This is a genomic window from Arthrobacter sp. Bi83 (genome assembly GCF_918698095.1).
Classification (GTDB): Bacteria; Actinomycetota; Actinomycetes; order Actinomycetales; family Micrococcaceae; genus Arthrobacter.
This window is the reverse complement of the sequence record NZ_CAKKLY010000019.1, coordinates 1-23,103: the sequence shown is the minus strand read 5'-3', so window position 1 is coordinate 23,103 and position 23,103 is coordinate 1. Positions and strand designations below refer to the sequence as shown.

Annotated in this window: 20 protein-coding genes and 1 pseudogene; 8 read left to right on the top strand and 13 right to left on the bottom strand. The window is 65.8% G+C overall.

Going from position 1 to position 23,103, the window contains the following annotated elements:
• Window positions 1–195: 195 nt before the first annotated feature.
• From acs to LQ144_RS10790, 4 genes are read left to right on the top strand one after another with little or no spacing between them, the layout of a single operon-like run.
• On the top strand, window positions 196–2,421 hold the full coding sequence (acs, locus tag LQ144_RS10805; RefSeq protein WP_230118706.1) for an acetate--CoA ligase: 2,226 nt from the start codon (window positions 196–198) through the stop codon (window positions 2,419–2,421).
• A gap of 10 nt (window positions 2,422–2,431) precedes the next feature.
• Complete coding sequence (sfnG, locus tag LQ144_RS10800) at window positions 2,432–3,625, top strand: dimethylsulfone monooxygenase SfnG (protein ID WP_230118705.1); 1,194 nt, start codon at window positions 2,432–2,434, stop codon at window positions 3,623–3,625.
• Complete coding sequence (locus LQ144_RS10795) at window positions 3,625–4,986, top strand: O-acetylhomoserine aminocarboxypropyltransferase/cysteine synthase family protein (RefSeq protein WP_230118704.1); 1,362 nt, start codon at window positions 3,625–3,627, stop codon at window positions 4,984–4,986. The genes sfnG and LQ144_RS10795 overlap by 1 nt, the downstream gene beginning before the upstream one ends.
• Window positions 4,986–5,480 carry a CoA-binding protein gene (locus LQ144_RS10790; RefSeq protein ID WP_230118703.1) on the top strand — a complete coding sequence of 165 codons (495 nt, stop codon included), beginning with the start codon at window positions 4,986–4,988 and terminating at the stop codon, window positions 5,478–5,480. The genes LQ144_RS10795 and LQ144_RS10790 overlap by 1 nt, the downstream gene beginning before the upstream one ends.
• 204 nt (window positions 5,481–5,684) lie before the next feature.
• Here the strand turns inward: LQ144_RS10790 and LQ144_RS10785 are convergent, their stop codons facing one another.
• The 4 genes from LQ144_RS10785 to LQ144_RS10770 all read right to left on the bottom strand — a co-directional run bounded on the left by LQ144_RS10785 (window position 5,685) and on the right by LQ144_RS10770 (window position 9,069).
• Window positions 5,685–6,386: a hypothetical protein gene (locus tag LQ144_RS10785; RefSeq protein WP_230118702.1), complete on the bottom strand. Its 702-nt coding sequence runs from the start codon at window positions 6,384–6,386 to the stop codon at window positions 5,685–5,687.
• Window positions 6,383–6,931: an RNA polymerase sigma factor gene (locus LQ144_RS10780; protein WP_230118701.1), complete on the bottom strand. Its 549-nt coding sequence runs from the start codon at window positions 6,929–6,931 to the stop codon at window positions 6,383–6,385. Before LQ144_RS10780 ends, LQ144_RS10785 begins: the two co-directional genes overlap by 4 nt.
• 87 nt (window positions 6,932–7,018) lie before the next feature.
• A complete protein-coding gene (locus LQ144_RS10775; RefSeq protein WP_230118700.1) occupies window positions 7,019–7,567 on the bottom strand; it encodes a hypothetical protein in 549 nt (182 codons plus the stop codon).
• A gap of 212 nt (window positions 7,568–7,779) precedes the next feature.
• Entirely contained in the window at window positions 7,780–9,069 is a 1,290-nt protein-coding gene (locus LQ144_RS10770; protein WP_230118699.1) for an adenylosuccinate synthase, read from the bottom strand.
• A gap of 478 nt (window positions 9,070–9,547) precedes the next feature.
• Between LQ144_RS10770 and LQ144_RS10765 the strand changes: the two are divergent.
• The 3 genes and pseudogenes from LQ144_RS10765 to LQ144_RS10755 all read left to right on the top strand — a co-directional run bounded on the left by LQ144_RS10765 (window position 9,548) and on the right by LQ144_RS10755 (window position 12,687).
• Window positions 9,548–10,532: pseudogene (locus LQ144_RS10765) on the top strand (cobalamin-independent methionine synthase II family protein).
• 212 nt (window positions 10,533–10,744) lie between these two features.
• The gene (locus LQ144_RS10760; RefSeq protein ID WP_230118698.1) at window positions 10,745–11,380 is read left to right on the top strand and encodes a uracil-DNA glycosylase; all 636 of its coding nucleotides are present in this window, start codon (window positions 10,745–10,747) and stop codon (window positions 11,378–11,380) included.
• Between the two features lie 311 nt (window positions 11,381–11,691).
• Complete coding sequence (locus tag LQ144_RS10755; protein WP_230118697.1) at window positions 11,692–12,687, top strand: patatin-like phospholipase family protein; 996 nt, start codon at window positions 11,692–11,694, stop codon at window positions 12,685–12,687.
• 130 nt (window positions 12,688–12,817) lie between these two features.
• On the opposite strand, the gene LQ144_RS10750 is transcribed toward LQ144_RS10755, so the two are convergent.
• The 3 genes from LQ144_RS10750 to LQ144_RS10740 form a co-directional block, all read right to left on the bottom strand.
• Window positions 12,818–13,240: a DUF3151 domain-containing protein gene (locus LQ144_RS10750; protein WP_230118696.1), complete on the bottom strand. Its 423-nt coding sequence runs from the start codon at window positions 13,238–13,240 to the stop codon at window positions 12,818–12,820.
• Between the two features lie 2 nt (window positions 13,241–13,242).
• Complete coding sequence (fbaA, locus tag LQ144_RS10745; RefSeq protein WP_230118695.1) at window positions 13,243–14,262, bottom strand: class II fructose-bisphosphate aldolase; 1,020 nt, start codon at window positions 14,260–14,262, stop codon at window positions 13,243–13,245.
• A gap of 192 nt (window positions 14,263–14,454) precedes the next feature.
• Window positions 14,455–15,042 carry an RNA methyltransferase gene (locus tag LQ144_RS10740; protein WP_230118756.1) on the bottom strand — a complete coding sequence of 196 codons (588 nt, stop codon included), beginning with the start codon at window positions 15,040–15,042 and terminating at the stop codon, window positions 14,455–14,457.
• Between the two features lie 148 nt (window positions 15,043–15,190).
• On the opposite strand from LQ144_RS10740, the gene LQ144_RS10735 reads away from it, so the two are divergent.
• Entirely contained in the window at window positions 15,191–16,021 is an 831-nt protein-coding gene (locus LQ144_RS10735; RefSeq protein ID WP_230118694.1) for an HAD-IIA family hydrolase, read from the top strand.
• A gap of 7 nt (window positions 16,022–16,028) precedes the next feature.
• Here LQ144_RS10735 and LQ144_RS10730 read toward each other — a convergent pair whose 3' ends face one another.
• From LQ144_RS10730 to LQ144_RS10705, 6 genes are all read right to left on the bottom strand, one after another.
• Window positions 16,029–17,069: an alpha/beta fold hydrolase gene (locus tag LQ144_RS10730; protein ID WP_230118693.1), complete on the bottom strand. Its 1,041-nt coding sequence runs from the start codon at window positions 17,067–17,069 to the stop codon at window positions 16,029–16,031.
• Between the two features lie 58 nt (window positions 17,070–17,127).
• Window positions 17,128–17,538 carry a hypothetical protein gene (locus LQ144_RS10725; RefSeq protein ID WP_230118692.1) on the bottom strand — a complete coding sequence of 137 codons (411 nt, stop codon included), beginning with the start codon at window positions 17,536–17,538 and terminating at the stop codon, window positions 17,128–17,130.
• Window positions 17,539–17,628: 90 nt separating this feature from the next.
• Window positions 17,629–18,411 (bottom strand): GAF and ANTAR domain-containing protein, encoded by a 783-nt coding sequence (locus LQ144_RS10720; RefSeq protein ID WP_230118691.1) that lies wholly within the window; start codon window positions 18,409–18,411, stop codon window positions 17,629–17,631.
• A gap of 85 nt (window positions 18,412–18,496) precedes the next feature.
• Window positions 18,497–19,078, bottom strand: coding sequence for an orotate phosphoribosyltransferase (gene pyrE, locus LQ144_RS10715; RefSeq protein ID WP_230118690.1), 582 nt, complete (start codon window positions 19,076–19,078; stop codon window positions 18,497–18,499).
• 78 nt (window positions 19,079–19,156) lie between these two features.
• Window positions 19,157–20,404, bottom strand: a complete 1,248-nt coding sequence (locus tag LQ144_RS10710) for an FAD-dependent oxidoreductase (RefSeq protein ID WP_230118689.1) — start codon at window positions 20,402–20,404, stop codon at window positions 19,157–19,159.
• 237 nt (window positions 20,405–20,641) lie between these two features.
• Window positions 20,642–22,915, bottom strand: a complete 2,274-nt coding sequence (locus tag LQ144_RS10705; RefSeq protein ID WP_230118755.1) for a gluconokinase, GntK/IdnK-type — start codon at window positions 22,913–22,915, stop codon at window positions 20,642–20,644.
• Between the last annotated feature and the right edge of the window lie 188 nt (window positions 22,916–23,103).

Here is a 23,103-nt window from a genome sequence, read left to right as displayed (position 1 = left end):
AGAATATTACGTCGCAAAACGGGGCAAATTTTGTAGAATCCCGCGGCTCCGTTTTAGTGGATAGCGACCATCCCGAGCGGCCTAGAGACCTGGATCGATGAAGCCGCAGCAACCCGGTGACGTGGGACGACCATTCCCGCCGATCTGTTCCCCGGAACAACAGGGTGCTACTGCCAGGTCCGATGGAGTACCCAAATGACCCCCGAGATTTCTTCTGCTCTGCCTTCGTTTGCCCGGATTTCCCCTGCGGAGACCCGGGCGGCCGAAGATCCACAAACCACTTCGAACGCGACGGCGATCGAAGCAGGGCTGCGTGACGCGCCCGGCTCCCTTCGCGGCTCTTCGGGATGGTCCTCGACCGAGCCCACGGAAGGCGCAGTGCACGGCGTCCCCACTGGCGGGCCGGCGCGTCACAGCAGCACCACCCCGGGTTCTGTTCCGTACAGCGGCCTGGACACCGCTCTGGACACTGTTGCCTTCTGGGAGCAGCAGGCCCTCCGCCTCGACTGGACCACACCCGGTCAAGGCGGGCACGGCGGCAAGCCGTGGCACACCGCCCACCGGAGGGTTCCCGCCAGTCTTGAGGCCGGCACCGGCCCGGACATCACCTGGTTCGAGGGCGGCCGGCTCAATGTGGCCCACAACTGCGTGGACCGCCACGTCGCGGCGGGACGCGGCGACAGGGTTGCCCTCTACTTCGAGGGCGAGCCCGGTGACCGTCGCACCGTCACCTACGCCGACCTCCAGCGTGAGGTGTCCAAGGCCGCGAATGCCCTCCTGGACCTGGGCATCGCCAAGGGCGACCGCGTGGTCATCTACCTCCCTGTCATTCCGGAAACCGTCATCATCACGCTCGCTGTGGCCCGCATCGGCGCCATCCATTCCCTCGTTTTCGGCGGTTTCTCTGCTGAAGCCCTCAAGTTTCGGGTGGAGGACACCGGCGCCAAGCTCCTGGTCACCACGGACGGCCAGTTCCGCCGCGGCGTGGCAGTACCGGTCAAGGACAACGCGGATGTCGCCGTCTCCGGCGACAACGCCATCGAGCGCGTCCTGGTGGTCAACAGGACCACCCCCGCGGACCGCCTGGCAACCGTCCCTATGACTGAAGGCCGCGACGTGTGGTGGCATGACGCCGTAGGGACTGCCTCCGAGGTCCACGAGGCCGAAGCGTTCGACGCCGAGACCCCGCTCTTCATCATGTACACCTCCGGGACCACCGGAAAGCCCAAGGGACTGGTGCACACCTCGGGCGGCTACCTGACCCAGGCATCGTGGAGCTTCGAGCACCTCTTCAGCAACCCCGACCCCGCCCTCCGGGACCAGGACGTGCACTGGTGCACCGCCGACCTCGCCTGGGTCACCGCGCACACCTACGAGATCTATGGCCCGCTCTCAAACGGTGCCACGCAGGTGATTTTCGAGGGCACGCCCAACACGCCGCACCCCGGCCGGCACTTCGAGATCATCGAACGCTACGGCGTCACGCAGTACTACACCGCGCCCACCCTGGTCCGCTCGCTCATGGGCTGGTTCCCGGACGGCGTGCCGGACACCTACGATCTTTCCTCCATCCGGATGCTCGGCACCGTGGGCGAAGCGGTCAACCCGGAGGCCTGGCGCTGGCTGCGCCGGAATGTCGGTGCCGGCACAGCCCCCGTGGTGGACACCTGGTGGCAGTCCGAAACCGGTGCCGCCATCCTCTCCCCGGCGCCGACGGACACCGGGTTCAAGCCGGGCTGCGCGGCCCGCCCGCTGCCGGGCGTCAGCACGCGCATCGTGGACGACGCCGGCAATACCGTGCCGCCGGGCGTCCAGGGTTTCATTGTGGTTGACACCCCCGGACCCGCGATTGCGCGCACTGTGTGGGGCAATCCCCAGCGCTACTTCGATTCGTACTGGCGCAAGTACGCTGCCCAGGGCTGGTTCCTTGCCGGCGACGGCGCCAAATACGATGACGACGGCGACATCTGGATCCTCGGGCGCGTGGATGACACTCTCAACGTCTCCGGGCACCTGCTGTCCACCATCGAGATCGAGTCGGCCCTCGTGTCCCACCCGGACGTCGTGGAGGCGGGCGTGTGTCCGGTCGCGGATCCCAAGACCGGCCACGCCGTCGTCGCCTTTGTGGTGCTGAAGGGCGGGGTTTCCGCGGTTTCGACGAGCTCAATCAACGACGACCTCCGCAATCACGTCGCGAAGGAGATCGGGCCGATCGCCAAGCCACGCGACGTCGTCGTGGTTTCCGATGTCCCCAAAACGCGCAGCGGCAAGATCATGCGGCGCCTGCTCACGCAGCTTTTCGAGGGCACCGCCCTCGGCGACACCACCTCCCTCCAGAACGAGCCGGCCATCGCCGGCATCCAGGCCGTGCTGCGCCGCCGCACGGCCGTCCCCTCAGCACCCGTCACCGGCCAGAAGTAAAGGAATAACAATGAACGACATCAGCAACGTAGCCCGTCTTTCCGAGCCCCTGAAGTTCGCCTACTGGGTGCCCAACGTGTCCGGCGGCCTGGTCGTCTCCACGATCGAACAGCGCACCGGCTGGGACTTCGACTACAACAAGAAGCTGGCGCGGATCGCCGAGAACTCCGGCTTCGAATACGCGCTGACGCAGACCCGCTACGCCGCCTCATACGGCGCGGACAAGCAGCACGAGGCCACATCCTTCAGCCTGGCGCTGCTGGCGGCCACGGAGCGGCTCAAGGTCATTTCCGCCGTCCACCCCGGCATGTGGCACCCCGGCGTCCTTGCGAAGTACATCATCACTGCCGACCACATCTCCAACGGCCGCGCCGCCGTGAACATCGTCTCCGGCTGGCTCAAGAATGAGTTCACCAACTTCGGCCTCGAGTGGCTGGAACACGACGAGCGCTACGTCCGCACCGAGGAGTTCATCAAGGTTCTGCGCGGCCTGTGGACCGAGACGGAGTACAGCCAGTCCGGCAAGTACTACAACATCACCGACTTCACCCTGAACCCGGCACCGGTGGACGTTCCCGGCCGCGCGCACCCGGAGATCTTCTTCGGCGGCAACTCCACCGCGGCCCAGGCCACGGCCGGCCGCGTGGCCGACTGGTACTTCTCCAACGGCAAGGACCTGGAAGGCTTCAAGGAAAACATCGCAGGCGTGGTGGCCTCCGCAGGAGAAAGCGGGCGCGGCACCGAAGGCGCCATCGCAGCGCCGCGTTTCGGCCTCAACGGCTTCGTGATCGCCCGCGATTCGGAGCAGGAAGCCCGCGACACGCTCCGCGAGATCGTGGAGAAAGCACACAAACCTGCAGTCCAGGGTTTCCGCGACGCCGTTCAGGAGGCCGGAGCGTCCACCAAGGACGGCAAGGGCATGTGGGCCGATTCCACGTTCGAGGACCTGGTCCAGTACAACGACGGCTTCAAGACCCAGCTGATCGGCACCCCGGAGCAGATCGCCGAGCGGATCGTGGAGTACAAGAAAATCGGCGTGAACCTGTTCCTCACCGGCTACCTGCACTTCCAGGAAGAGATCGCTGCGTTTGGCCAGGATGTCCTGCCGATCGTCCGCGAACTCGAGGCGGACCTGGCCCGCAAGAACGGCACCGAACTGGACCTGTCCCAGACCCCGGTTGCCTCTGTGCCGGTGGCTGTCTGATGGCAGACCGCAAGTTCGGCTTCCGCACCCGCGCGCTGCACGCCGGCGGCACGCCCGACGCCGAGCACGGCGCCCGTGCCGTGCCCATCTACCAGACCACGTCTTTCGTGTTCAAGGACACCCAGGACGCGGCTAACCTGTTTGCCCTGCAGAAGTACGGCAACATCTACTCCCGCATCGGCAACCCCACCGTGGCCGCGTTCGAGGAGCGCATTGCGTCCCTTGAGGGCGGCATCGGTGCGGTGGCCACGGCTTCCGGGATGGCTGCAGAGTTCATCACCTTCGCCGCGCTCACCCAGGCCGGCGACCACATCGTGGCCGCCTCCCAGCTGTACGGCGGCACCGTCACGCAGCTGGACGTGACCCTTCGCCGCTTCGGCGTCGACACTACCTTCGTTCCCGGCACCGACGCCGCAGACTACGCCGCGGCTGTCCGGGAGAACACGAAGGCGATATTCGTCGAGGTGGTGGCCAACCCGTCGTCGGAGGTCCAGGACCTTGCGGCCCTGGCGAGGGTGGCGCACGGCGCCGGCATTCCCCTCGTCGTCGACGCCACCTTGAGCACGCCGTACCTCGTGCGGCCGATCGAACACGGAGCGGACATCGTGATCCATTCCGCCACCAAGTTCCTCGGCGGCCACGGCACCACGCTGGGCGGCGTGATCGTGGAGAGCGGCAGGTTCAACTGGGGCAACGGCAAGTTCCCCACCATGACCGAGCCGGTGGCCTCCTATGGCAACGTCTCCTGGTGGGGGAACTTCGGCGAGTACGGCTTCCTCACCAAGCTCCGTTGCGAACAGCTGCGGGACATCGGCCCCGCACTCTCACCGCAGTCCGCGTTCCAGCTGCTGCAGGGCGTCGAAACCCTTCCCCAGCGCCTGGACGAGCACCTGAAGAACGCCCAGGCCGTGGCGGAATGGCTCGAGGCCGACGAGCGCGTGGCCTACGTGAACTTCTCCGGGCTGCCGTCCCACCCACACTACGAGCGGGCGCGGAAGTACCTGCCCCTGGGTCCCGGATCGGTGTTCTCCTTCGGCGTCAAGGGCGGCCGCGCGGCCGGGCAGAAGTTCATCGAGTCCCTCCAGTTGGCGTCGCATCTGGCCAACGTTGGCGACTCCCGCACCCTGGTCATCCACCCCGGTTCAACCACCCACCAGCAGCTGAGCCCGGCCCAGCTCGAGTCTGCCGGAGTTCCGGAAGACCTGGTCCGCATCTCGGTCGGCCTCGAGGACATTGACGACATCCTGTGGGACCTGGACCAGGCCCTGACCGAAGCATCGGAGGTGGAAGCCTCGGATGCATCCGCCCGCGGCTTAGCGTCCCTGGCGGCGGCGGAAGCCTGCACGATCGGAGCGAACTGATGAGCACGGAAGCCCGCACATGGGAAGGCCCCTCAGCACCGGAACGCCTGAACCTGCTCCGGCAGGCAAAGAGCATTGCCATCGTGGGCGCGTCGGACAAGCCGTCGCGTGCGAGCTATTTCGTGGCCACGTACCTGCAGTCATCCACCCGGTACAAGGTATATTTCGTGAACCCGGTGGTAAAGGAGATCCTGGGGCAGCCCACGTATGCGTCGCTGGCCGACCTGCCGGAGAGCCCGGACATCGTTGATGTGTTCCGCAAGCACGATGACCTGCCGGGCGTCCTGGACGAGGCCATCGCGGCTGGAGCCAAAACCCTCTGGCTGCAACTGGGCTCGTGGCATGAAGACGTTGCCAAAGAAGCCGAGGCGGCCGGACTCGACGTCGTCATGGACCGCTGCGTCAAGATTGAGCACGCCCGATTCCATGGCGGACTTCACCTGGCCGGCTTCGACACCGGGGTCATCTCATCCAGGCGGCAAGTGCTGGCTTAGGCCTATACCGGCAGCAGGAAAAAGTGCCGGGCTGGAACCTGATGGGGGACAACTTCCAGCCCGGCGCTTTCATATGGGTAATCGCCGCGACGACTCGCGAGGTTACGCCGATTCGAAAAAAGTTCGAGAAAGTTTTTTTGGTGGCGGCCTCAGGCGCCCTGAAAACCTCAGGCGCCCTGAAAAGGACTCACAACTTCCAGGGGTTCACTGGTTTCCTGGGGAGGGAGCCGGAACGGCACCCGGCAGGGTCGGTACCGCCGGTTTCGGTTTGGACGGAAGCTGCGGCCGTATGCCGCCGCCCGGAACAACGGGGAGCTGCGTCGGCCGGGCGGGTACCGCAGCAGCTTTGTCGGGCTTCCCGCCAGGAGCCGCACCTGGCAGCACTGAGGGGGCCGGGGTCTCGGGGCTCCGAGGTGCGGCGGGCGCCCGCGACTGTGAGGCAACCGCCGGCGACGATGCTGCCGGCGAAGACGGAGCTGCGGTCGGTGAGGTTGGCGAAACAGCCGTAGGCGTCGGCAGGTCTGCGGGCGAAGGACCCCCAAGGTCGGTCCCTGGAGCGGTGGCCTCGTCAGCCGGCTGGAGGAACTGCACCACGGTGTGGCCAACGCTTCGGCGGAAGTCCTCGCCGGAGGCAGCCACGGCGCCGGCGCCAAGGCCCATCGCGCCGACCACCGCGGCGCTGACCACTACTCCCATCCTGCGCTTCCTGCCCTGGCGGCGGAGTTCCAGACTGGACACGCCCGGCGTGAGCAGGGCGGCGAGATCCGCGCGCGGTGCCGGAGCGACGTCTTGGGCGAGCCCGCGCAGTTCGTCAAGCGTCCTGCAAAGGTCTTCGTCCTCTTCGAGCCCGGAATCACGGAGAATCGCCTGGATCTCCCCGTCCCTGCCTGTCGGCGTGACACTCATGATGGCGCGTGGTCCTTTTCCTTGACGAGTTCGCGCAAGGCAAGGAGCCCGCGCCGCTGAAGCTGTTTGATGGCGCCCGGAGTTTTGTTCATGATGCCGGCCACCTGTTCGATGGAGAGGTCCGCAACGATCCGCAGGATCAGGACTTCCCGGTGCTCGTCATTGAGCATGGAGAGGGTGGAGGTGATGCCACCCAGCCTGCCCAGCACGTCGTCCTCGGCAGAGTTCGAATACCGTTCGTCCTGCAGCGGGTCATATTCGGTCAAGTGGGGTGCCCTGGCGGACCGGCGGTGGTAATCCACGAGCCGGGCGTGGGCAACTGAGAAGATGAAGGTCCGCAGCCCCGTGCGTCCGCCCTTGACGCCTGTCAGCTTTGGCAGGATATCCACGAAGACGTCCTGCGTGAGCGCTTCGGCGTCATCCACGCCACGTGCCCGGAAATATCCGAGCACAGCGGGCGAAATAGTAGTGTAGACGGCGCTGAAGCCGGAAGGGTCGCCAGTAAGGGCGGCTGACAATTCGTCATCGGTCAGCTGAGCTGCCAAGGAGCTGTCCTTCCCTTACTGCTGGTGTGCGGCGGTAGTAAGCCTAGCCGCCGCACACCGTGAGCCCCTAGTCGGGGAAGTCGCTGTTTACTTGCCGGCCTTGGGCACGTCAGCGGATGCATCTGCGTCGGCGCGGACATCGGCGCCGCCGGAAACGGACGGCGTGGCCGGCTTGGCCACGTGGTCTGCAACGTCCGGAACAGCCGGGGTGGCGGGAACAGCCGGGGTGGCGGGAACACCGGCGCCGCCAGGAACAGCTGGCGTGGCGGGGATTGCGGTGACCGCGTCAGCACCGGCAGTGTTGCCGGCGCGTGAGGCGTGTGCCTTGGCCGCCGCGGAGTCCTTGTCCGCTTCCACGCTGGCATCAGCGGCGTCCGAAGCCTCGCCAGCAGCCTTGGCCTTGGCGTCCGGAGCGGCCGGGACGGCGGGCACGGCCGGCGCCTCGGGCGTGGCCGGAACGGCGGGCGTAGCGGGAACGGCAGGCGTGGCCGGAACGGCGGGCGTAGCGGGGGTCACCTCTGCATGCTGTGAGCCCGATACCTGGGCCGCGTTGGCCAGTCCGATGCTGGAGAAGCCTCCGACAACGATGATGGCGGCGCCGACAGCAATCTTGGTGGTCTTGCTAACACTCTTCATAAGAAAAAAAGTCCTTTGGTTGGTTGAAGGCCGGGCCGGGGGCCGATGGGGGGAAGGCCACCGGCCCGGCGCTTACACATACGTAATCGCAGCAAGGGGGGTCGCAGGTTACGCGCAACCGGAAATTCCTTAGATATCCGGGAGGGTACGACGGCGGCGGGCCACCTGACAAAGGTGACCCGCCGCCGTCGAACGTCCCTGGAGTGGAGTCGTCAGTCGTTGATGAGGTCGTTGACCACGATGGTCTGGTCGCGGTCCGGGCCCACGCCGATCGCGGAGAATCGGGTGCCGGACAGCTTCTCCAGCGCCAGCACGTAGTTCCGGGCGTTCTCCGGCAGGTCCGCGAGGGTACGGGCGCCGGTGATGTCCTCGGTCCAGCCTTCGAAGTACTCGAAGATGGGCTTGGCGTGGTGGAACTCGGTCTGGGTCATGGGCATTTCGTCATGCCGGACACCATCGACGTCGTATGCGACGCAGACCGGGATCTGCTCGATGCCCGTGAGCACGTCCAGCTTGGTGACGAAGTAGTCCGTGAACCCGTTGACGCGGGAGGCGTGCCGTGCCAGGACGGCGTCGTACCAGCCGCAGCGGCGCGGACGGCCGGTGTTCACGCCGAACTCGCCGCCGGTTTTCTGCAGGTACATGCCCATCTCGTCGAACAGTTCCGTGGGGAACGGACCCGCTCCAACGCGCGTGGTGTACGCCTTGATGATTCCGATGGACCGGGAGATGCGCGTGGGCCCGATGCCGGAGCCCACCGAGGCGCCGCCGGCGGTCGGGTTGGAGGAGGTGACGAACGGGTAGGTGCCGTGGTCCACATCGAGGAACGTGGCCTGGCCGCCCTCCATAAGCACCACCTTGCCCTCGTCCAAGGCGGTGTTCAGCACCAGCGTGCTGTCGATGACCAGCGGGCGCAGCCGTTCCGCGAAGGAGAGGAAGTAGTTGACGATCTCGTCCACGAGGATGCCGCGGCGGTTGTAGACCTTGACCAGCAGTTCGTTCTTCTGGCGCAGCGAGCCTTCTACCTTCTGGCGAAGGATGGACTCGTCGAAGACATCCTGGACGCGGATGCCGAGGCGGGCCACCTTGTCCATGTAGGCCGGGCCGATGCCGCGGCCGGTGGTGCCGATGGCGCGGCTGCCCAGGAAACGCTCGGTGACTTTGTCCAGCACCTGGTGGTACGGCGCTACGAGGTGGGCGTTGGCCGAGACGCGCAGCTTGGAGGTGTCCGCGCCGCGGGCCTCGAGGCCGTCGATCTCCTGGAACAGGGCTTCAAGATTCACCACGCAGCCGTTGCCAATAATCGGAACCGCGTTCGGGCTCAGGATGCCGGCAGGAAGGAGCTTGAGCTCATACTTCTCACCGCCCACGACGACGGTGTGCCCGGCGTTGTTGCCGCCGTTCGGCTTGACGACGTAGTCGACGCGGCCGCCGAGCAGGTCGGTGGCCTTACCTTTGCCTTCGTCGCCCCATTGGGCTCCGACGATCACGATTGCTGGCATGGGATCCTCCCCCATTCGTTCGGGCCACCCGCAGTTGGCCCACCAGGTGGGCCCGCCACAACGCAGCGCCGTTCATGAGAATGCCCCGAATTCATCGCCCGCACGCACGGCGTTGGCCAATGAGCGAAGACGCAAGAGTTCCGGGGCTCTTACCACCCAAGTTTAGCCGATGGGCCGCTGAAGTCTCGCTTTGGCCGATGAGCCGCGGCGGCGCTGTCTCGTCTATTTTCCTGTGAACTCCACGGCCGTCTCAGCCAGCATCATGAGCCGCCGCTGCCTGCCTGCCTTACCGCGACATATATGGCCAACGATTTGCCAGCGCTCGCCCCGTGGAATTAAGCGAGAGTGACCATCCCGAGCGGCCGAGAGACCTGGATCACTGACGCCGCAGCAACCTCGCCCGAAGGCAGGTCCCCTACGACAGGGCCGGCCCTCAGTAAAGGTGCTACCGCCAGGACCGATGGAAAGGAATTCCGCGATGTCCCTTAATGCCGACCACATCCGCGTCACCCGCGCCGGCTCGCTGCCCCGGACGCCTGAGCTCATTGCCGCCAACGAGGCCAAGGAAGCAGACGGAATCACGCCGGAATTCCTGGACCTGCTGGAAACATCGGTGGTGGAGGTGGTCCAGCGCCAACAACGATCCGTCCTCGGGAATCCTTGCGCACCGCAAGAGCGTTTCCCAGCCCAAGATCGCCGGCCCCCTGAGCTACACGGGGCAGGCGCTGGTGGCCTCGGACATCGCCAACCTCAAGACGGGCCTCGCCGCTGCCGGCCTCACGGACGGTTTCGTTGCCTCGCTGTCCCCGGGCTCCTGCGCCCGGGTGGCCAACGAGTACTACAAAACTGATGAGGAGCTCCTCTACGCGTGCGCTGACGCCATGCGGGAGGAATACAAGGCCATCATTGATGCCGGCCTGACGGTGCAGCTGGATGACCCGTCGCTGGCCGAAAGCTGGGACCAAATCAACCCCGAGCCCAGCCTTGAGGACTACCTCAAGTTCATCCAGCTCCGCGTCGAGGCCACCAACTGGGCCCTCCGCGACCTGCCCGAGGAACAGATCCAGCTGCACGTCTGCTGGGGCTCATGGCACGGACCGCACACCACCGACATTCCATTCGCCGACATCATCAACTCCGTTCTGCAGATTAACGCCGGCGGATACTCCTTCGAGGCGGCCAACGTCCGGCATGAGCACGAATGGCGCGTCTGGGAAGACACCAAGCTCCCCGAGGGCAAAGTGATCATCCCCGGCGTCGTCTCGCATGCCACCAACGTGGTGGAGCACCCGGACCTGGTGGCCGACCGGATCGAGCGATTTGCCCGTCTGGTGGGACGCGAAAACGTCATCGCCTCCACCGGCTGCGGGCTGGGCGGCCGCGTCCATCCCCAGATCGCCGTTGCAAAGCTGGAGGCTCTCGGGGAGGGCGCACGCCGCCCCACGAAGCGTCTCTGGCAGTGATTTAGCCCTCTTTAAACATCCCGCGGGCCCTGCCCTGCGGGCCTTTCGGTCACCGGGACGCCAGAAGGCGGGGTCCGCATTTCGTGCGGCTTGCTAAACTGATAAGGATCGACCAGGAATCGATCCACACCACATTTCAAACCACCCCGGACTTGACGCGCCCGCTTCCGGGGAGGCAGCGTGACCGATCCCCGCAGGAGACACAGCAATACATGACAGCCATGGCTACTGAATCTTTCCGTGAACAACTTCTGAGCCGCCGTTACGAACCCAACGTCGCAGCCGTAAATGAGCTGTGCGACTCCCTGCAGAACACCAAGCCAGGCACCCAGGTGCCCTACGTCGACCCCATGCACGACGTCGACGAATGCCGCATCATCAGCCTCTACTCCAACATCGGCACCTCCTCGCCCTCGGGCTTCATCACGCCCGGCGACGACGACGCCGCCGCCCGCATGCTCGGCGTGCAGTGGAAGCTCGGGCTCCGGCCCGAGTACGTCATGCCGTGGAATGTGCACCCGTGGCATGTCCCTGGCGAGCCGAACGGCAAGTTCACCCCGGACCAGATTTCGGCCGGACTCAAGCCGCTGTTGAAGTTCCTGGCGTTCGTGCCCCGGGCGTCCGTGATCGTGGCTCACGGCACGGAGGCCAACCGGCTGGCCGGCCTGCTGCTCAAGACCGAGGTGCCCCTGCTCTGGCGCCGCGGCCTGAAGACCTACAAGGTCCGTTCGCTCAGCGGCCGTGCCTTCGCCGGCACGCCTGCCCGCCAGCAGCAGTATCTCGACGAGATGCACGTTGTCTACGCGGACGCGATGGCCCGCACCGGCCTGGCGAAGGCCGCCAGCTAGCGCCTTACGCTTCAAAGTACGACGGCGGGCGGTCACCTTTCAGGGGAAAGGCGACCGCCCGCCGTCGTGCTTAAAAGGGGCCCGTCACAGATGAGGGTGTGGCGTTCGAATGCCAAACGACAACCGGCATAATGCCGGTTGCCCACCGCGTCGCCGCCGTGATAGCTTTCCGGTAATCGTGATCAATCGGCAGGAGGTGAGACCCATGTACGCAGTATCGCAATGGGCACTCCCATGCAGTCCGCGATCGCGCGACTGAAGTAGTCGCAGCTGGGAGCGCCCGCCAGGCAATTTCGCGAAAGACGACTCCCATGAACACAACACCTTCTTCAAGACTGCACTTCACCTCGACGACGGCCTCCGACCGGCCGAGGTCCGACCAGGATCAGCCGCAGGACGACGCCACAAAGCAGGTGCGCGCCGCGGGCGAGCGGGCATTGGTCCTCGGTGGCGGCGGATCGACAGGCAACGCGTGGCTGATCGGCGCCATCGCCGGCTTGTTCGATGCCGGGCTGGATGTGACCGAGGCCGACCTGGTCATCGGGACGTCGGCCGGATCGACGGCCGCGGCACAGATAGCTGGCGCGACCCCGGCCGAACTGTTTGCCGCCATCCTTGCCGCGGCGCCCCAGCAACGAACCGGTCCGGTCGGATCCGACCGAGGACGCGTTCCGGTCAGGCCGGCGGCGGACCACATGGAGCGAACGGGGAAGATCATCGCCGCCGCTGAGGATGCGGCTGACATGCGCCGCAGAATGGGCGCGGCGGCACTCGACATGGATGCGGCGTCGGACGGTTCCGGGCAAACGCGGTGGCGCGCTACCGTCGCCGCTCGGCTTCCCAGTCAGCTCTGGCCGCAGCGGAGAATGTTCATCACGGCGGTCGATGCCCATTCCGGTGACCCGGTCGTGTTCGACGGCAACAGCGGGGTCGACCTGGTGGACGCCGTGGCCGCCAGCTGTGCCAGTGGTTTCGCCTACAGCATCGGCGGCAGCCGATACATCGACGGCGGCTACCGATCCAACGCCGACAATGCCGATCTGGCAGCCGGATACGCACGGGTGCTGGTGCTGTCACCATTCGGCGGCAGATCACGGACTCCGGCGGACTGGGGCCTGCATCTCGCAACACAGGTCGACGAACTACGCGCACGCGGCAGCAGAGTCGAAACGATCTTCCCGGATAGTAACTCCGAGCACATGTTCGGCGCCAGTGCGATGGATCTGTCGCTGCGTCCGCCCGCTGCGCGGGCTGGTTACAACCAAGGCAGAGCCCTTGCCGGGCAGCTCACTGAGTTCTGGCGCTGACGCCCTCGAAATCAGTCGACTCGGTAGGCGTGATGAGAACTGCTAACGCCTCGGATGCCGACAACGCGGGGTCACCAGGCCCCAATCCATCAAAGTGGATTGGGGCGTAAGTGACCCCGCGTTGCTTTGGCTACCTGGCTTCGATCGCTGCCTTGGCTGCCGGGTCCGAGTCGTTGAGGAACTTCTCGATCCGCTCCGGCTCCTCGGCCTCGTTGATGGCGGCAGAAGCCCGCCCCAGCGAGTACAGTGCGCGCAGGAAGCCGCGGTTCGGCTCGTGTTCCCACGGGATGGGCCCGACGCCGCGCCAGCCGTTGCGGCGGAGCGAGTCCAGGCCGCGGTGGTAACCCACGCGGGCGTAAGCGTAGGAGTCGATGGTGCGGCCGTCGGCCCAGGCTTCCTCGGCCAGCACGGCCCAGAGCAGCGACGACGTCGGGTGCTTTTCCACCAGATCCAGTGCTTCCTGGCCCGCGTCCAGCTGTGCGTTGACCTCGGTCTCGGCAGGCAGGAGCGTGGGCTCAGGACCCATCAGGTTCTTGCGGAATTCGTCGGACATAGTTAGAAGGTCTTGCCGGTGGAGCCGAGCTGCTGGGCAGCTTCCACAACGCGGGCAGCCAGTCCAGCTTCGGCGGAGGCGCCCCAGACGCGGGGGTCGTACAGCTTCTTGTTGCCGACCTCGCCATCGACCTTCAGCACGCCGTCGTAGTTGCGGAGCATGTGGTCCACTACGGGGCGGGTGTAGGCGTACTGGGTATCGGTGTCGATGTTCATCTTGATCACACCGTAGGAAACGGCGTCGGCGATTTCCTGGTCGGAGGAGCCAGAGCCGCCGTGGAACACGAGGTCGAACGGGTTGTCCTTGCCGATTTTGGCGCCGACCTGGGCTTGGATGTCCTTGAGGATCTCCGGGCGCAGCTTCACGCCGCCGGGCTTGTACACGCCGTGCACGTTGCCGAAGGTCAGGGCGGTGATGTAGCGGCCGTTTTCGCCGGAGCCGAGGGCCTCGATGGTGGCCAGGGCGTCCTCAACGGTGGTGTACAGCTTCTCATTGATCTCGTGCTCGACGCCGTCTTCCTCGCCGCCCACGGTGCCGATTTCAACTTCGAGGATGATCTTGGCGGCGGAAGCCCGCGCCAGCAGATCGCGGCCGATGCGCAGGTTCTCGTCGAGGGTTTCGGCGGAGCCGTCCCACATGTGCGAGTTGAAGATGGGGTCCTTGCCGGCCTTGACGGCTTCCTCGGACGCTGCCAGCAGCGGCAGGACAAAGCCGTCCAGCTTGTCCTTGGGGCAGTGGTCGGTGTGGAGGGCGATGTTGACGTTGTAGTTCTTGGCAACCTCGCGGGCGAACGCGGCGAAGCCCAGCGAACCGGCCACCATGTCCTTGGTGGAGGCGCCGGACCAGTACGCGGCACCGCCGGTGGAAACCTGGACGATGCCGTCGGACTCAGCCTCGGCGAAACCGCGGAGGGCAGCGTTCAGGGTCTGGGAGGAGGTGACGTTGACCGCCGGGAATGCGAAGCCGCCCTTTTTTGCGCGGTCGATCATGTCGGCGTAGATCTCTGGGGTTGCAATGGGCATGCTGACTCCTAAAGTGAATTTCGTCTGCGGGTTGTGTTGACCCTGGAGTGAACCTCGTCGGCTAGGAACCATCCTAGCCATTTCTGCGCACCGGCCGTGTTTCGGGTCACGCGGCCGGGTAACACTTGGCTCGATTCGCACGCCAGATGGCGCTTGCCGGCAGTCCGCCGGACACTCATGCGAACCGCCATCTCAGCGCAACTGGAAGCCCTGGCCGAACACGTGCCGGCGCACCCACGCGTGCATGGCAATCGCCGCCGCGGACCCGGCGTTGATGGAGCGGGTGGAGCCGAACTGCTCGATGGACAGTGTGGCCTCCGCGGCCTCGTGCACTTCAGGGGTCAGGCCGGGGCCCTCCTGGCCAAAGACGAGCACGCATTTGCGGGGCAGTTCGTAGGTTTCCAGCGGCACCGAATCCGGGAAGATGTCGATCCCGATGATCGCCAGCCCCTCCCCCCGGGCCCACGCCACGAAATCCTCCACGGTGGGGTGGTGGCGGACGTGCTGGTAGCGGTCGGTGACCATGGCCCCGCGGCGGTTCCACCGGCGTCGTCCGATGATGTGGACCTCTTTGGCGAGGAAGGCGTTGGCGGTGCGCACCACAGTGCCGATGTTGAAGTCGTGCTGCCAGTTTTCGATGGCGATGTGGAACTCGTGCCGCTTGGAATCCAGATCCGCCACGATGGCCTCGTGCTTCCAGTAACGGTACTTGTCCACGACGTTGCGGCGGTCGCCGTCCGCCAACAGGTCAGGGTCCCAGTGGTCACCTTCGGGCCACACGCCTTCCCAGGGCCCGACGCCGACCTCCGCCTTTGGTTCCGGCGTTTCCTCTGAAGCTGGTTGCGGTTCTGGCGGGGTTCCGGGCGTTAGAGTCACTCCTCAACACTAGACTGGGCTCCGGAAGCAATCATCACCGGCGGAGGTAGTCATGGCAGAATCGGACCAGGTCAAGGAATCGGCCGCGGTGTATCGCAGCGGGCAGGAAATCGAGTGTTGGCTCACCGACATGGACGGGGTCCTCGTCCACGAAAACCAGCCAGTTCCCGGGGCCGCCGAACTCATCCAGCGCTGGGTGGACACCTCCAAGCGCTTCCTGGTGCTGACCAACAACTCCATCTTCACGCCCCGTGACCTGGCGGCGAGGCTGCGGGCCTCGGGCCTGGAAATCCCGGAAGAGAACATCTGGACCTCGGCCCTGGCCACCGCCCAGTTCCTGAAGGACCAGGTGCAGGGCTCCGATTCCGGCAATCGCGCCTACACGATTGGCGAAGCAGGACTCACGACGGCGCTGCACGAGGCAGGCTTCATCCTCACCGACCAGAACCCGGACTTCGTGGTGCTCGGCGAAACCCGGACGTATTCCTTCGAGGCCATCACCATGGCGATCCGCCTGATCCTGGCCGGGGCCCGCTTTATCGCCACGAACCCGGATGCCACGGGTCCGTCCAAGGACGGCCCCATGCCGGCCACCGGAGCCATCGCGGCCCTGATCACCAAGGCCACCGGCCGCGAACCGTACATTGTGGGCAAGCCGAATCCCATGATGTTCCGTTCGGCCATGAACCAGATCGATGCCCACTCGGAAACCACCGCCATGATCGGTGACCGGATGGACACGGACATCATCGCCGGGATGGAAGCGGGGCTGCACACCGTGCTGGTGCTCAGCGGAATCACGCACAAGGACGACATCGCAGCCTACCCGTTCCGGCCCAACCAGATCCTGAACTCGGTGGCTGACCTCAAGAGCCAGATCTGACGTCTGGCTAAAACGGCGTCATCTTCCCGCCGCCTCCGGGCAGCGGGAAGATGCTGTCCTGCAGCTCCGCCAGGATGGGCCGGTAGACGAACGGGTTCCAGCCAGGGCTGGCGTGTGCGGGAAGCGCCCCTGCAGTCTGCAGATCGGACGACACCATGTTGGCTGCGAACGTCCGCGCCCAGGACTGACGTGCGGTCTGATAGTTGACGGTCTGGTCCTGGGGATTCCCGATGTAGGCCATGCGGGCACCTCCGATCCTGTCGGCAAACCGGGTGGCGTCGAAGTGGTAGATATAGGCGGATTCGGTCTGGATCAGCACGCTCGACGGGGCGATCGGGGACAGCTGCTCCAGGGTCTGGTCCAGGATCTGCCGCCAGGTACGCTCGTTCTTGTGCACCACGCGCTCGCCCAGTTCGTAGCCGCCACGCAGCACCGACGGCACCCGGAATCCGCTCTCGTAAAGGAACACGACGCCGTCGAACCAACTTTGGTCCAGAACGTCGAATTTGCTGTACGGGCTGGAGTCCAGCAGGATGAAGGCCACCTCCACGCCGTGGAGCTCAAGGAGCCGGGCCGCCACGTGCGTGGCCACCATGCCGCCGAAGCTGTGGCCGTAGAAGTAGAGCTTGGTCAGGTTCCGGGCGCGGACATGCTCGATCACGGCGATGACCAGTTGATCGATGTCCAGCCCGAGGTTCGAGTAGCCAACCGCTGCCAGCTGGCCGCGTTGCCGTAGGGTTCCGCGCAGCGAGTTCAGGATCCACTGCGCCTCTTCCCAGCTGGTCTTGTAGCCCGGGAACAGGATCCAGCTGGAGTTCGGGAAATAGCTTTGGGCGAAATCGTCCTCGACCACCAGGATCTTGTGGACCTGGCGTTCCGCCTGGATCCGCTGCGTCAGCAGCATGTCCGCGGCCAAGACCGAAGCCGCCGCCGCCCCGGAGAAGAAGCTACGCCGGGAGAACTGTTTCAGGTCGGAGGCATGCCGGAGCAGCCGGGTAGCCTCTCCACCCGGCCGCGGCTCCGGACCTGCGGATACTTCATACGGCACTCATCTACCCTAGGCACAGTTCCACTGGCTAGGGCAACGTTGTGGCGCCGCGGTCCGGTCAGCTGCCTGCGGCCTGCTTCGCCGTTGCCTTGCAGAGCTCGCGCCGGTTGAGTTCCTCAACAATGGCGTCGTATTGCGCGAGGAGTTCGTTCCCGGCATGACCGGAGGGATCGTCCAGCAGTTCGAAGACGGAGTCGCTGGCGGCGAGCAGCTCCTCGGAAGAATAGCTGGACAGCGGGCGGACGGCTGCGGCCTCCAGCGTTTCAGCCAGCTCTTCCGGATACATAAGGGCGGTGAAGTCCGGACGGGACTCGGCCACCGACTGCGAGGTCACACCCATCCGGCGAACGCGCCGGATTTCGTGGAGGAGATCAGGACGGGAATCCTGCGTGAGGCTCCCCCGGACGTCGATCCGGACAGTGTCCGAGGAATCGTCGATCTTAGCGAGGGAATTAGGCTGGTTGTCCATAGGTACTCCAAAAAAGGGTGTCTATGGCCGACGGCTCAACCTCGGCCAGACTATCCCTCCGCGGGACCGCAGCACAAGCGCCGGGGCGGATCAGCCGGCCTGGCTTTGGCCCGGTCCGCGCGTATTCCCCTGGCCCGGCTCTTCGAAGTGCGTGCGGGCGCCCGCCCCGCCCACGGAATCCACCAGGGACTTGGCGATGTCCCGCAGCTTGACGTTGCTATTGCTCGACGCGTCCCTGAGGATGCGGACGGCGGCCTCCTGGCTGCATCGGTTCTGCGCCATGACGATACCCACGGCGATATCGATGATAGTCCGCGATTCCAGCGTGGCACGGAGGTTGGTGGCGCTGTCCGTATGCAGCGAAAACCTGACGGCGAGGCGCAGTGCCTGTGAAATCTCGCGCGTGTATCCCCTGGCCCGGGCTGCCGCTTTTTCGTCGAACTTGCGCGGGACGTCCGAGTAGAGGTTCAGCGCGGCCTTGGCGTCACCTTGCAGGTTGAACGGCAGCGACAGGACGGAACGCAGCCCGTGTGAGGCGACGGCATTAGCGTAGTCCGGGCCCCAGCGGTCCTCGTCGAAGAGGTCAGGGACGTGCACCTCCCGCTCTTCCTCAGCGGCCGTCAGGCACGGTCCCTGGGACAGCGAGTACTGGATCTCGTCCACTTCACGGGCTGAATCGCTGCTCCAGCCGATGGTGGCCGCCTTGCGGTCGCGCAGGAGCGTTATCCCGCACAGGGCATCGTCACCGTCTCCTGCCACCTGGTGCGCGGAGTACCGGGCAAGCTCGTTAAGGAAGGCCTCAAAGTCGGCACTCTCCAGAATAAGATTCTGGATCTGCTCAACACTGCTCAGGGCTTGATCGGTCGTGCGCATGGCGGGGTACTCCAGATGGGGAAACTGATGCGGGGTACGCAAATACTAAGTTACCCGGCAACTGCCGTCCACTAGCAGCACCCGTTCAGCTGAGCCCGAGCTCGTCCTTGCCGAACGCGAACAGGTAAGGAACGCCCGTCTCGGCTTCGATCTTTTCCTTGGCTCCCGTGTCACGGTCCACGATCACGGCAACGGCCACCACATTGCCGCCGGCCTTCCGGACACCTTCGACCGCGGTCAGCGCGGAGCCGCCGGTGGTGGATGTGTCCTCCAGTACCAGGACCTTGCGGCCCTCAACGGACGGTCCCTCTACCTGACGGCCCATGCCGTAGGACTTCTGTGCCTTGCGGACCACGAACGCGTCGACCGTGCGGCCGGCGTCGCTGGCGGCGTGCATGAGCGCGGTACCCACGGGGTCAGCGCCCATCGTCAGTCCACCCGCGCACTCAAAGTCGATGCCGGCGTCGTCGACCAGGGACAGCATGACCTGCCCCACGAGCTTTGAGGCCTCATGGTGGAGCGTGATGCGGCGCAGGTCGATGTAATAGTCGGCCTCGGCGCCGCTGGACAGGATGACCTTGCCGCGGACCACGGCGAGTTCCTTGATGAGTTCAAGCAGGCGGGCGCGGGCAGCAGGGGCGGAGAGAGAGTCCGTCGTGGCAGTCATGGGTTCCAGTTTAGTGGCTCGCCAGTTTGTGACGGTGCCCCTCCGGCGCACCCTGAACCCGCAGCTGCCCGCGCCGCGCTACGCCATTGCCCGGGGCTCCTGCCGCCGGGCAAACCCGGGCGCGTGCTCTGGCCTGGGCCCGAACGCGATGAGGCGCGGCATGACCCTCCGGGCAGCCGGAACGTGCCGGGCGATAAACAGCACGAACGCCGGGGCACCGGACCTCCTGCCGGTGAACAACGGAACAAACACGGCACGGTGCATCATCCGCTGGACCGTCTGGACCACCACAGTAGGCATCTGCCGGCGCCGCTGCACCGCGTGGAGCTCTTTGAGGCTCACCTGACCGCGCACGAGGGCAGGCGCAAGGTGGGCCGCCGCGGCCACGGCATCCTGGATGGCCAAATTGATGCCCACCCCGCCGGCCGGAGACATCGCGTGCGCGGCGTCTCCGATGCAGAGCATGCCGTCCACGTACCAGCGCCGGAGCCTGTTGAGCCGCACGTCGAGCCAGTGGAGGTCATCGAGCGAGCCGATGGCGTCCAGCCGGTCCGCCAAGTCGGGCCTGAGGGCGCCGACGCGTTCCCTGAACCGGTCCACGCCCTCGCTGCGGATGCGGGCGTCCGCGCCTTTAGGGCCGAGATAGCCCATCTGGTAGTAATCGTCGCGGAACAGCGCAATCATGGCCTCCCTGCCCTTGAATGCGGGAACGATCCCGGCCACTTCCCCCTGTTCCGACGGGTAGCGCGGAAGCTTGAACCACCAGGTGTCGAACGGCACCGGAAATTCCCGTGGTTTCAGGCCCGCGGCCTGGCGCAACACGGAATGGCGGCCGTCCGTCGCGACCACGAGGTCCGCCCGGATGGCACCCTCGACGCCGGCGCTGGTGCGGTAGCGGACGCCGGTGACGCGGCCGCCGTCGAACATCAGCGATGTAGCGGTGTGCTCCATACGGAGCGTGAAGGTGGGCTCCTCCGCCGCGGCACGGGCCAGGAAATTCAGGAAGTCCCACTGCGGCATCATGGCGATGTAGTTGTACGGCGGCCGCAGCGACGAGAAATCACCCAGCGTCACCAGGCCGACGCCCGGAACGGGGAAGGCGACGTTGCGAAGGCGGCTCTGCGGAAGCTCGCGGAATTCGCTGCCCAGGCCCAGTTCGTCAATGAGGCGAATGGTGGATGCGTGCACGGTGTCGCCGCGGAAATCGCGCAGGAAGTCGCCGTGTTTTTCCAGGACCGTGACCTGCACACCGGCCCTCGCAAGCAGGAGCCCCAGCATCATGCCCGCCGGCCCTCCGCCGACCACGACGCATCCCGTTGTCTCCATGAGCCAACGCTACGCCGCAACGGGTAGCTGCCGCACGGGTATTCACTACGCGATTTTGGCCCGCCCGGCCGGCCCGCTGCGCACGTGGTTCCCGCAGCGCACGTGGTTCCCGCTGCGCACGTGTTTTTCGCTGCGAAATGAGTCCCGGGACGCAAAAACGGACCGGCGCTGCTGGGATCCCCTCAGCGCCGGTCCGTTTCCGCATCACCAGGCCGGAAACCTAGCGAAAATCCGGCCCTAAAGCCTCGTGTCGAATGAATCGCAGAAGACGTTGTCGTTAAACGTCCCCTGGAATGCGGACTTTCCCTGGATCTTTTCGATGGTCGCCCGAATGGCCTCGGGCGTTCCGGCGTGGGCGTGGATGGCGGTCTTGACCATGGGCACGTCAATCAGGTGGTTGGGCTGGTTGAGCGAGACGAACACGGTGGGGACCTCGGTGACGTACCACGGGATTTCCGCGGCCATCGGGGTGGACCATTTGATCCGGATGGCTGCCTCCTGCGCGAACCCCTTCACATTGGCGAACACAAAGGCGGCGTCGTACTTGTCCGCGTAGTCGCCGGTGGCCTCCTCGGAGATAACCGACATGAAGTTCACGCCGGTCTCTCCCGCCGTCTCGCGCTGGGCCGCCGTCTTGAACAGATGCACCTCGAAGCCGGCGCTTTCCAGCTCGGCCTTGACGGTGTCCAGGTAAGCCAGCGGGTCAGCGCGGGTGAAATCCGCGCCACCGGAGATGCCGTACAGCCGGATCCGTTTGTGCGTTTCCGGGGTGATGGGCAGGCTGTTGGCGGTGTCCTTGACCAAGGTGACCGTCTTGTCCGCGATCTCGGCCGCGATGGCCCGGTGGGCGTCGCTGCCGATCACAGCCAGTGCTTCCGCCGGCGGGACAAGCCCGGCGGAGGCCTTCAGGTGCAGCCCCAGGCTGGCTTTGAGGGCCAGGATCCGGCGCAGCGCGTCATGCAGGCGCTGCTCGGTGATGACGCCGGACTTGTAGCCGTCCAGCATGTATTGGAAGTCCTCCGCGGGGTTGCGGAAGAAGAGGAACATGTCGCAGCCGGCCGCGATGGTGGCGGGGACAAGGTCCCTGCGCTTCATCGCCTGGGTGAGGCCAACCATCTGTGAGGCGTCAGTGAGGATTAGCCCGTTGAATCCCAGCTCGCCGCGCAGCAGGTCCTGGAGAAGCTCCGGAGCCAGCGTGGCGGGCAGAATGTCCTTGTCTGCCGTGCCCGGTCGGAAACGCCGCGTGAGTTCCGGCGCGCCGATGTGTCCCACCATGATGGACTGCACGCCGTGCCCGATCATTTCGCGGTACACGTGCCCGTAGCTCCGGTTCCACTCCTCGTAGCCGAGGGTGTTGTAGGACGTGACGACGTGCTGGTCGCGTTCGTCCATGCCGTCGCCGGGGAAGTGCTTCATGGCGCAGACAGTGGGTGACTCGCTGATGCCGTCGAAGTACTCCTTGGCGCGCTCCACCACGATGTCCGGGGTGTTGCCGAAGGCCCGGGTGGAGATGACCGTGTTCCGCCAGTTGTAGTGGATGTCCACGATCGGCGCGAACGCCCAGTTGCAGCCCAGCGCCGCGGTTTCGACGCCGGCCACCTGACCCATTTGCCGCGCGATGGACTTGTCCGGATGCGAGCCGGCCTGCAGGTGCGTGGACACGAAGGTGCCGTCGTCGCAGCTGCCGGCACCGCCCATTTCCGGGTTGGACGCCACCAGCAGGGGCACCTTGGTCTTGGACTGGGCGTAGCGGATGTGTTCCTGCACGGCCGCCGAGGGGCCGGGCCGGTAGCGCATGCCGCCCACATGGTAGTTGTCCAGGACCCCGTCAAGGTACTCCGGGGAGTAGTCGTTGTTGTGGTTGATGAACAGCTGGCCGATTTTTTCCTCGAGGCTCATCCCGGCGATCGTGGAATCCACCCACGCCACGGCGTCGTCGTCGAGGTTGAACGGCGCCGCCTGAAGGTCGACGTCGAACTGCCGGGGCGCGGTGCCGGCGGCACCGGCGGCGTTGGGCGCCGGAGTCCCGGAACCGGCGACGGCGGCAATACCGGCCAGCGCCTCGGCCACCACCTGGTCCACCGGGGCGGCGATGTCGACGACGGTTCCGGCTTCGTCCGTTTCGAGCGGTTCCAGGGTTGCGAGCTGGGATTCCAGCAGCGCGGGCGGCATGAAGTGCCCGGACCGCCCTTCAGTCCGTTCCCTAAGAACCTCTTTGGTGCCGTGCAGGTGCAGGAACACCGTATCCGGCGCCTGTTCCCGGATGGCGTCCCGGTAGCTGCGCCGCAACGCGGAGCAGGCAAGCACGAGTCCGCCCGGGCCGGCGTCGGCGAGTTCCCTGCCCACCGTGGCGAGCCAGGGCCAGCGGTCCTCGTCCGTCAGTGGAGTTCCGGCTGCCATTTTGGCGACGTTCTCCACGGGATGGAGGGAATCGCCGTCGAGGAAGGGCACGCCCAGTTCGCGGGCCACGAGGTCACCGATGGTGGTCTTGCCGCAGCCGGAGACCCCCATGACGATGACCTGGGGACGGGCGGGAGCCTCGGCGGGGGCGGCTGACTGAGACTGTGTCACGAGTGGTGCCTCACCAGTCATGGACGGTGCCGTCGACCAGGCGGTTGTAGGGCAGGTAGGCCTGCTGGTACGGGTAGGTGGCCGCGGCTTCCTCGTTGAATTCGACGCCGATGCCGGGCTTGTCGCCC

Coding starts and splice junctions, on each gene's coding strand:
- LQ144_RS10720 (WP_230118691.1), bottom strand. CDS start 18,411: ATGCGCACGACCGATCAAGCCCTGAGCAGTGTTGAGCAGATCCAGAAT.
- LQ144_RS10785 (WP_230118702.1), bottom strand. CDS start 6,386: ATGAGTGTCACGCCGACAGGCAGGGACGGGGAGATCCAGGCGATTCTC.
- LQ144_RS10705 (WP_230118755.1), bottom strand. CDS start 22,915: ATGGGGGTCTCCGGCTGCGGCAAGACCACCATCGGTGACCTCGTGGCC.
- LQ144_RS10750 (WP_230118696.1), bottom strand. CDS start 13,240: ATGTCCGACGAATTCCGCAAGAACCTGATGGGTCCTGAGCCCACGCTC.
- LQ144_RS10755 (WP_230118697.1), top strand. CDS start 11,692: ATGAACACAACACCTTCTTCAAGACTGCACTTCACCTCGACGACGGCC.
- LQ144_RS10790 (WP_230118703.1), top strand. CDS start 4,986: ATGAGCACGGAAGCCCGCACATGGGAAGGCCCCTCAGCACCGGAACGC.
- LQ144_RS10760 (WP_230118698.1), top strand. CDS start 10,745: ATGACAGCCATGGCTACTGAATCTTTCCGTGAACAACTTCTGAGCCGC.
- sfnG (WP_230118705.1), top strand. CDS start 2,432: ATGAACGACATCAGCAACGTAGCCCGTCTTTCCGAGCCCCTGAAGTTC.
- acs (WP_230118706.1), top strand. CDS start 196: ATGACCCCCGAGATTTCTTCTGCTCTGCCTTCGTTTGCCCGGATTTCC.
- LQ144_RS10735 (WP_230118694.1), top strand. CDS start 15,191: ATGGCAGAATCGGACCAGGTCAAGGAATCGGCCGCGGTGTATCGCAGC.
- fbaA (WP_230118695.1), bottom strand. CDS start 14,262: ATGCCCATTGCAACCCCAGAGATCTACGCCGACATGATCGACCGCGCA.
- LQ144_RS10775 (WP_230118700.1), bottom strand. CDS start 7,567: ATGAAGAGTGTTAGCAAGACCACCAAGATTGCTGTCGGCGCCGCCATC.
- LQ144_RS10770 (WP_230118699.1), bottom strand. CDS start 9,069: ATGCCAGCAATCGTGATCGTCGGAGCCCAATGGGGCGACGAAGGCAAA.
- LQ144_RS10725 (WP_230118692.1), bottom strand. CDS start 17,538: ATGGACAACCAGCCTAATTCCCTCGCTAAGATCGACGATTCCTCGGAC.
- LQ144_RS10795 (WP_230118704.1), top strand. CDS start 3,625: ATGGCAGACCGCAAGTTCGGCTTCCGCACCCGCGCGCTGCACGCCGGC.
- pyrE (WP_230118690.1), bottom strand. CDS start 19,078: ATGACTGCCACGACGGACTCTCTCTCCGCCCCTGCTGCCCGCGCCCGC.
- LQ144_RS10710 (WP_230118689.1), bottom strand. CDS start 20,404: ATGGAGACAACGGGATGCGTCGTGGTCGGCGGAGGGCCGGCGGGCATG.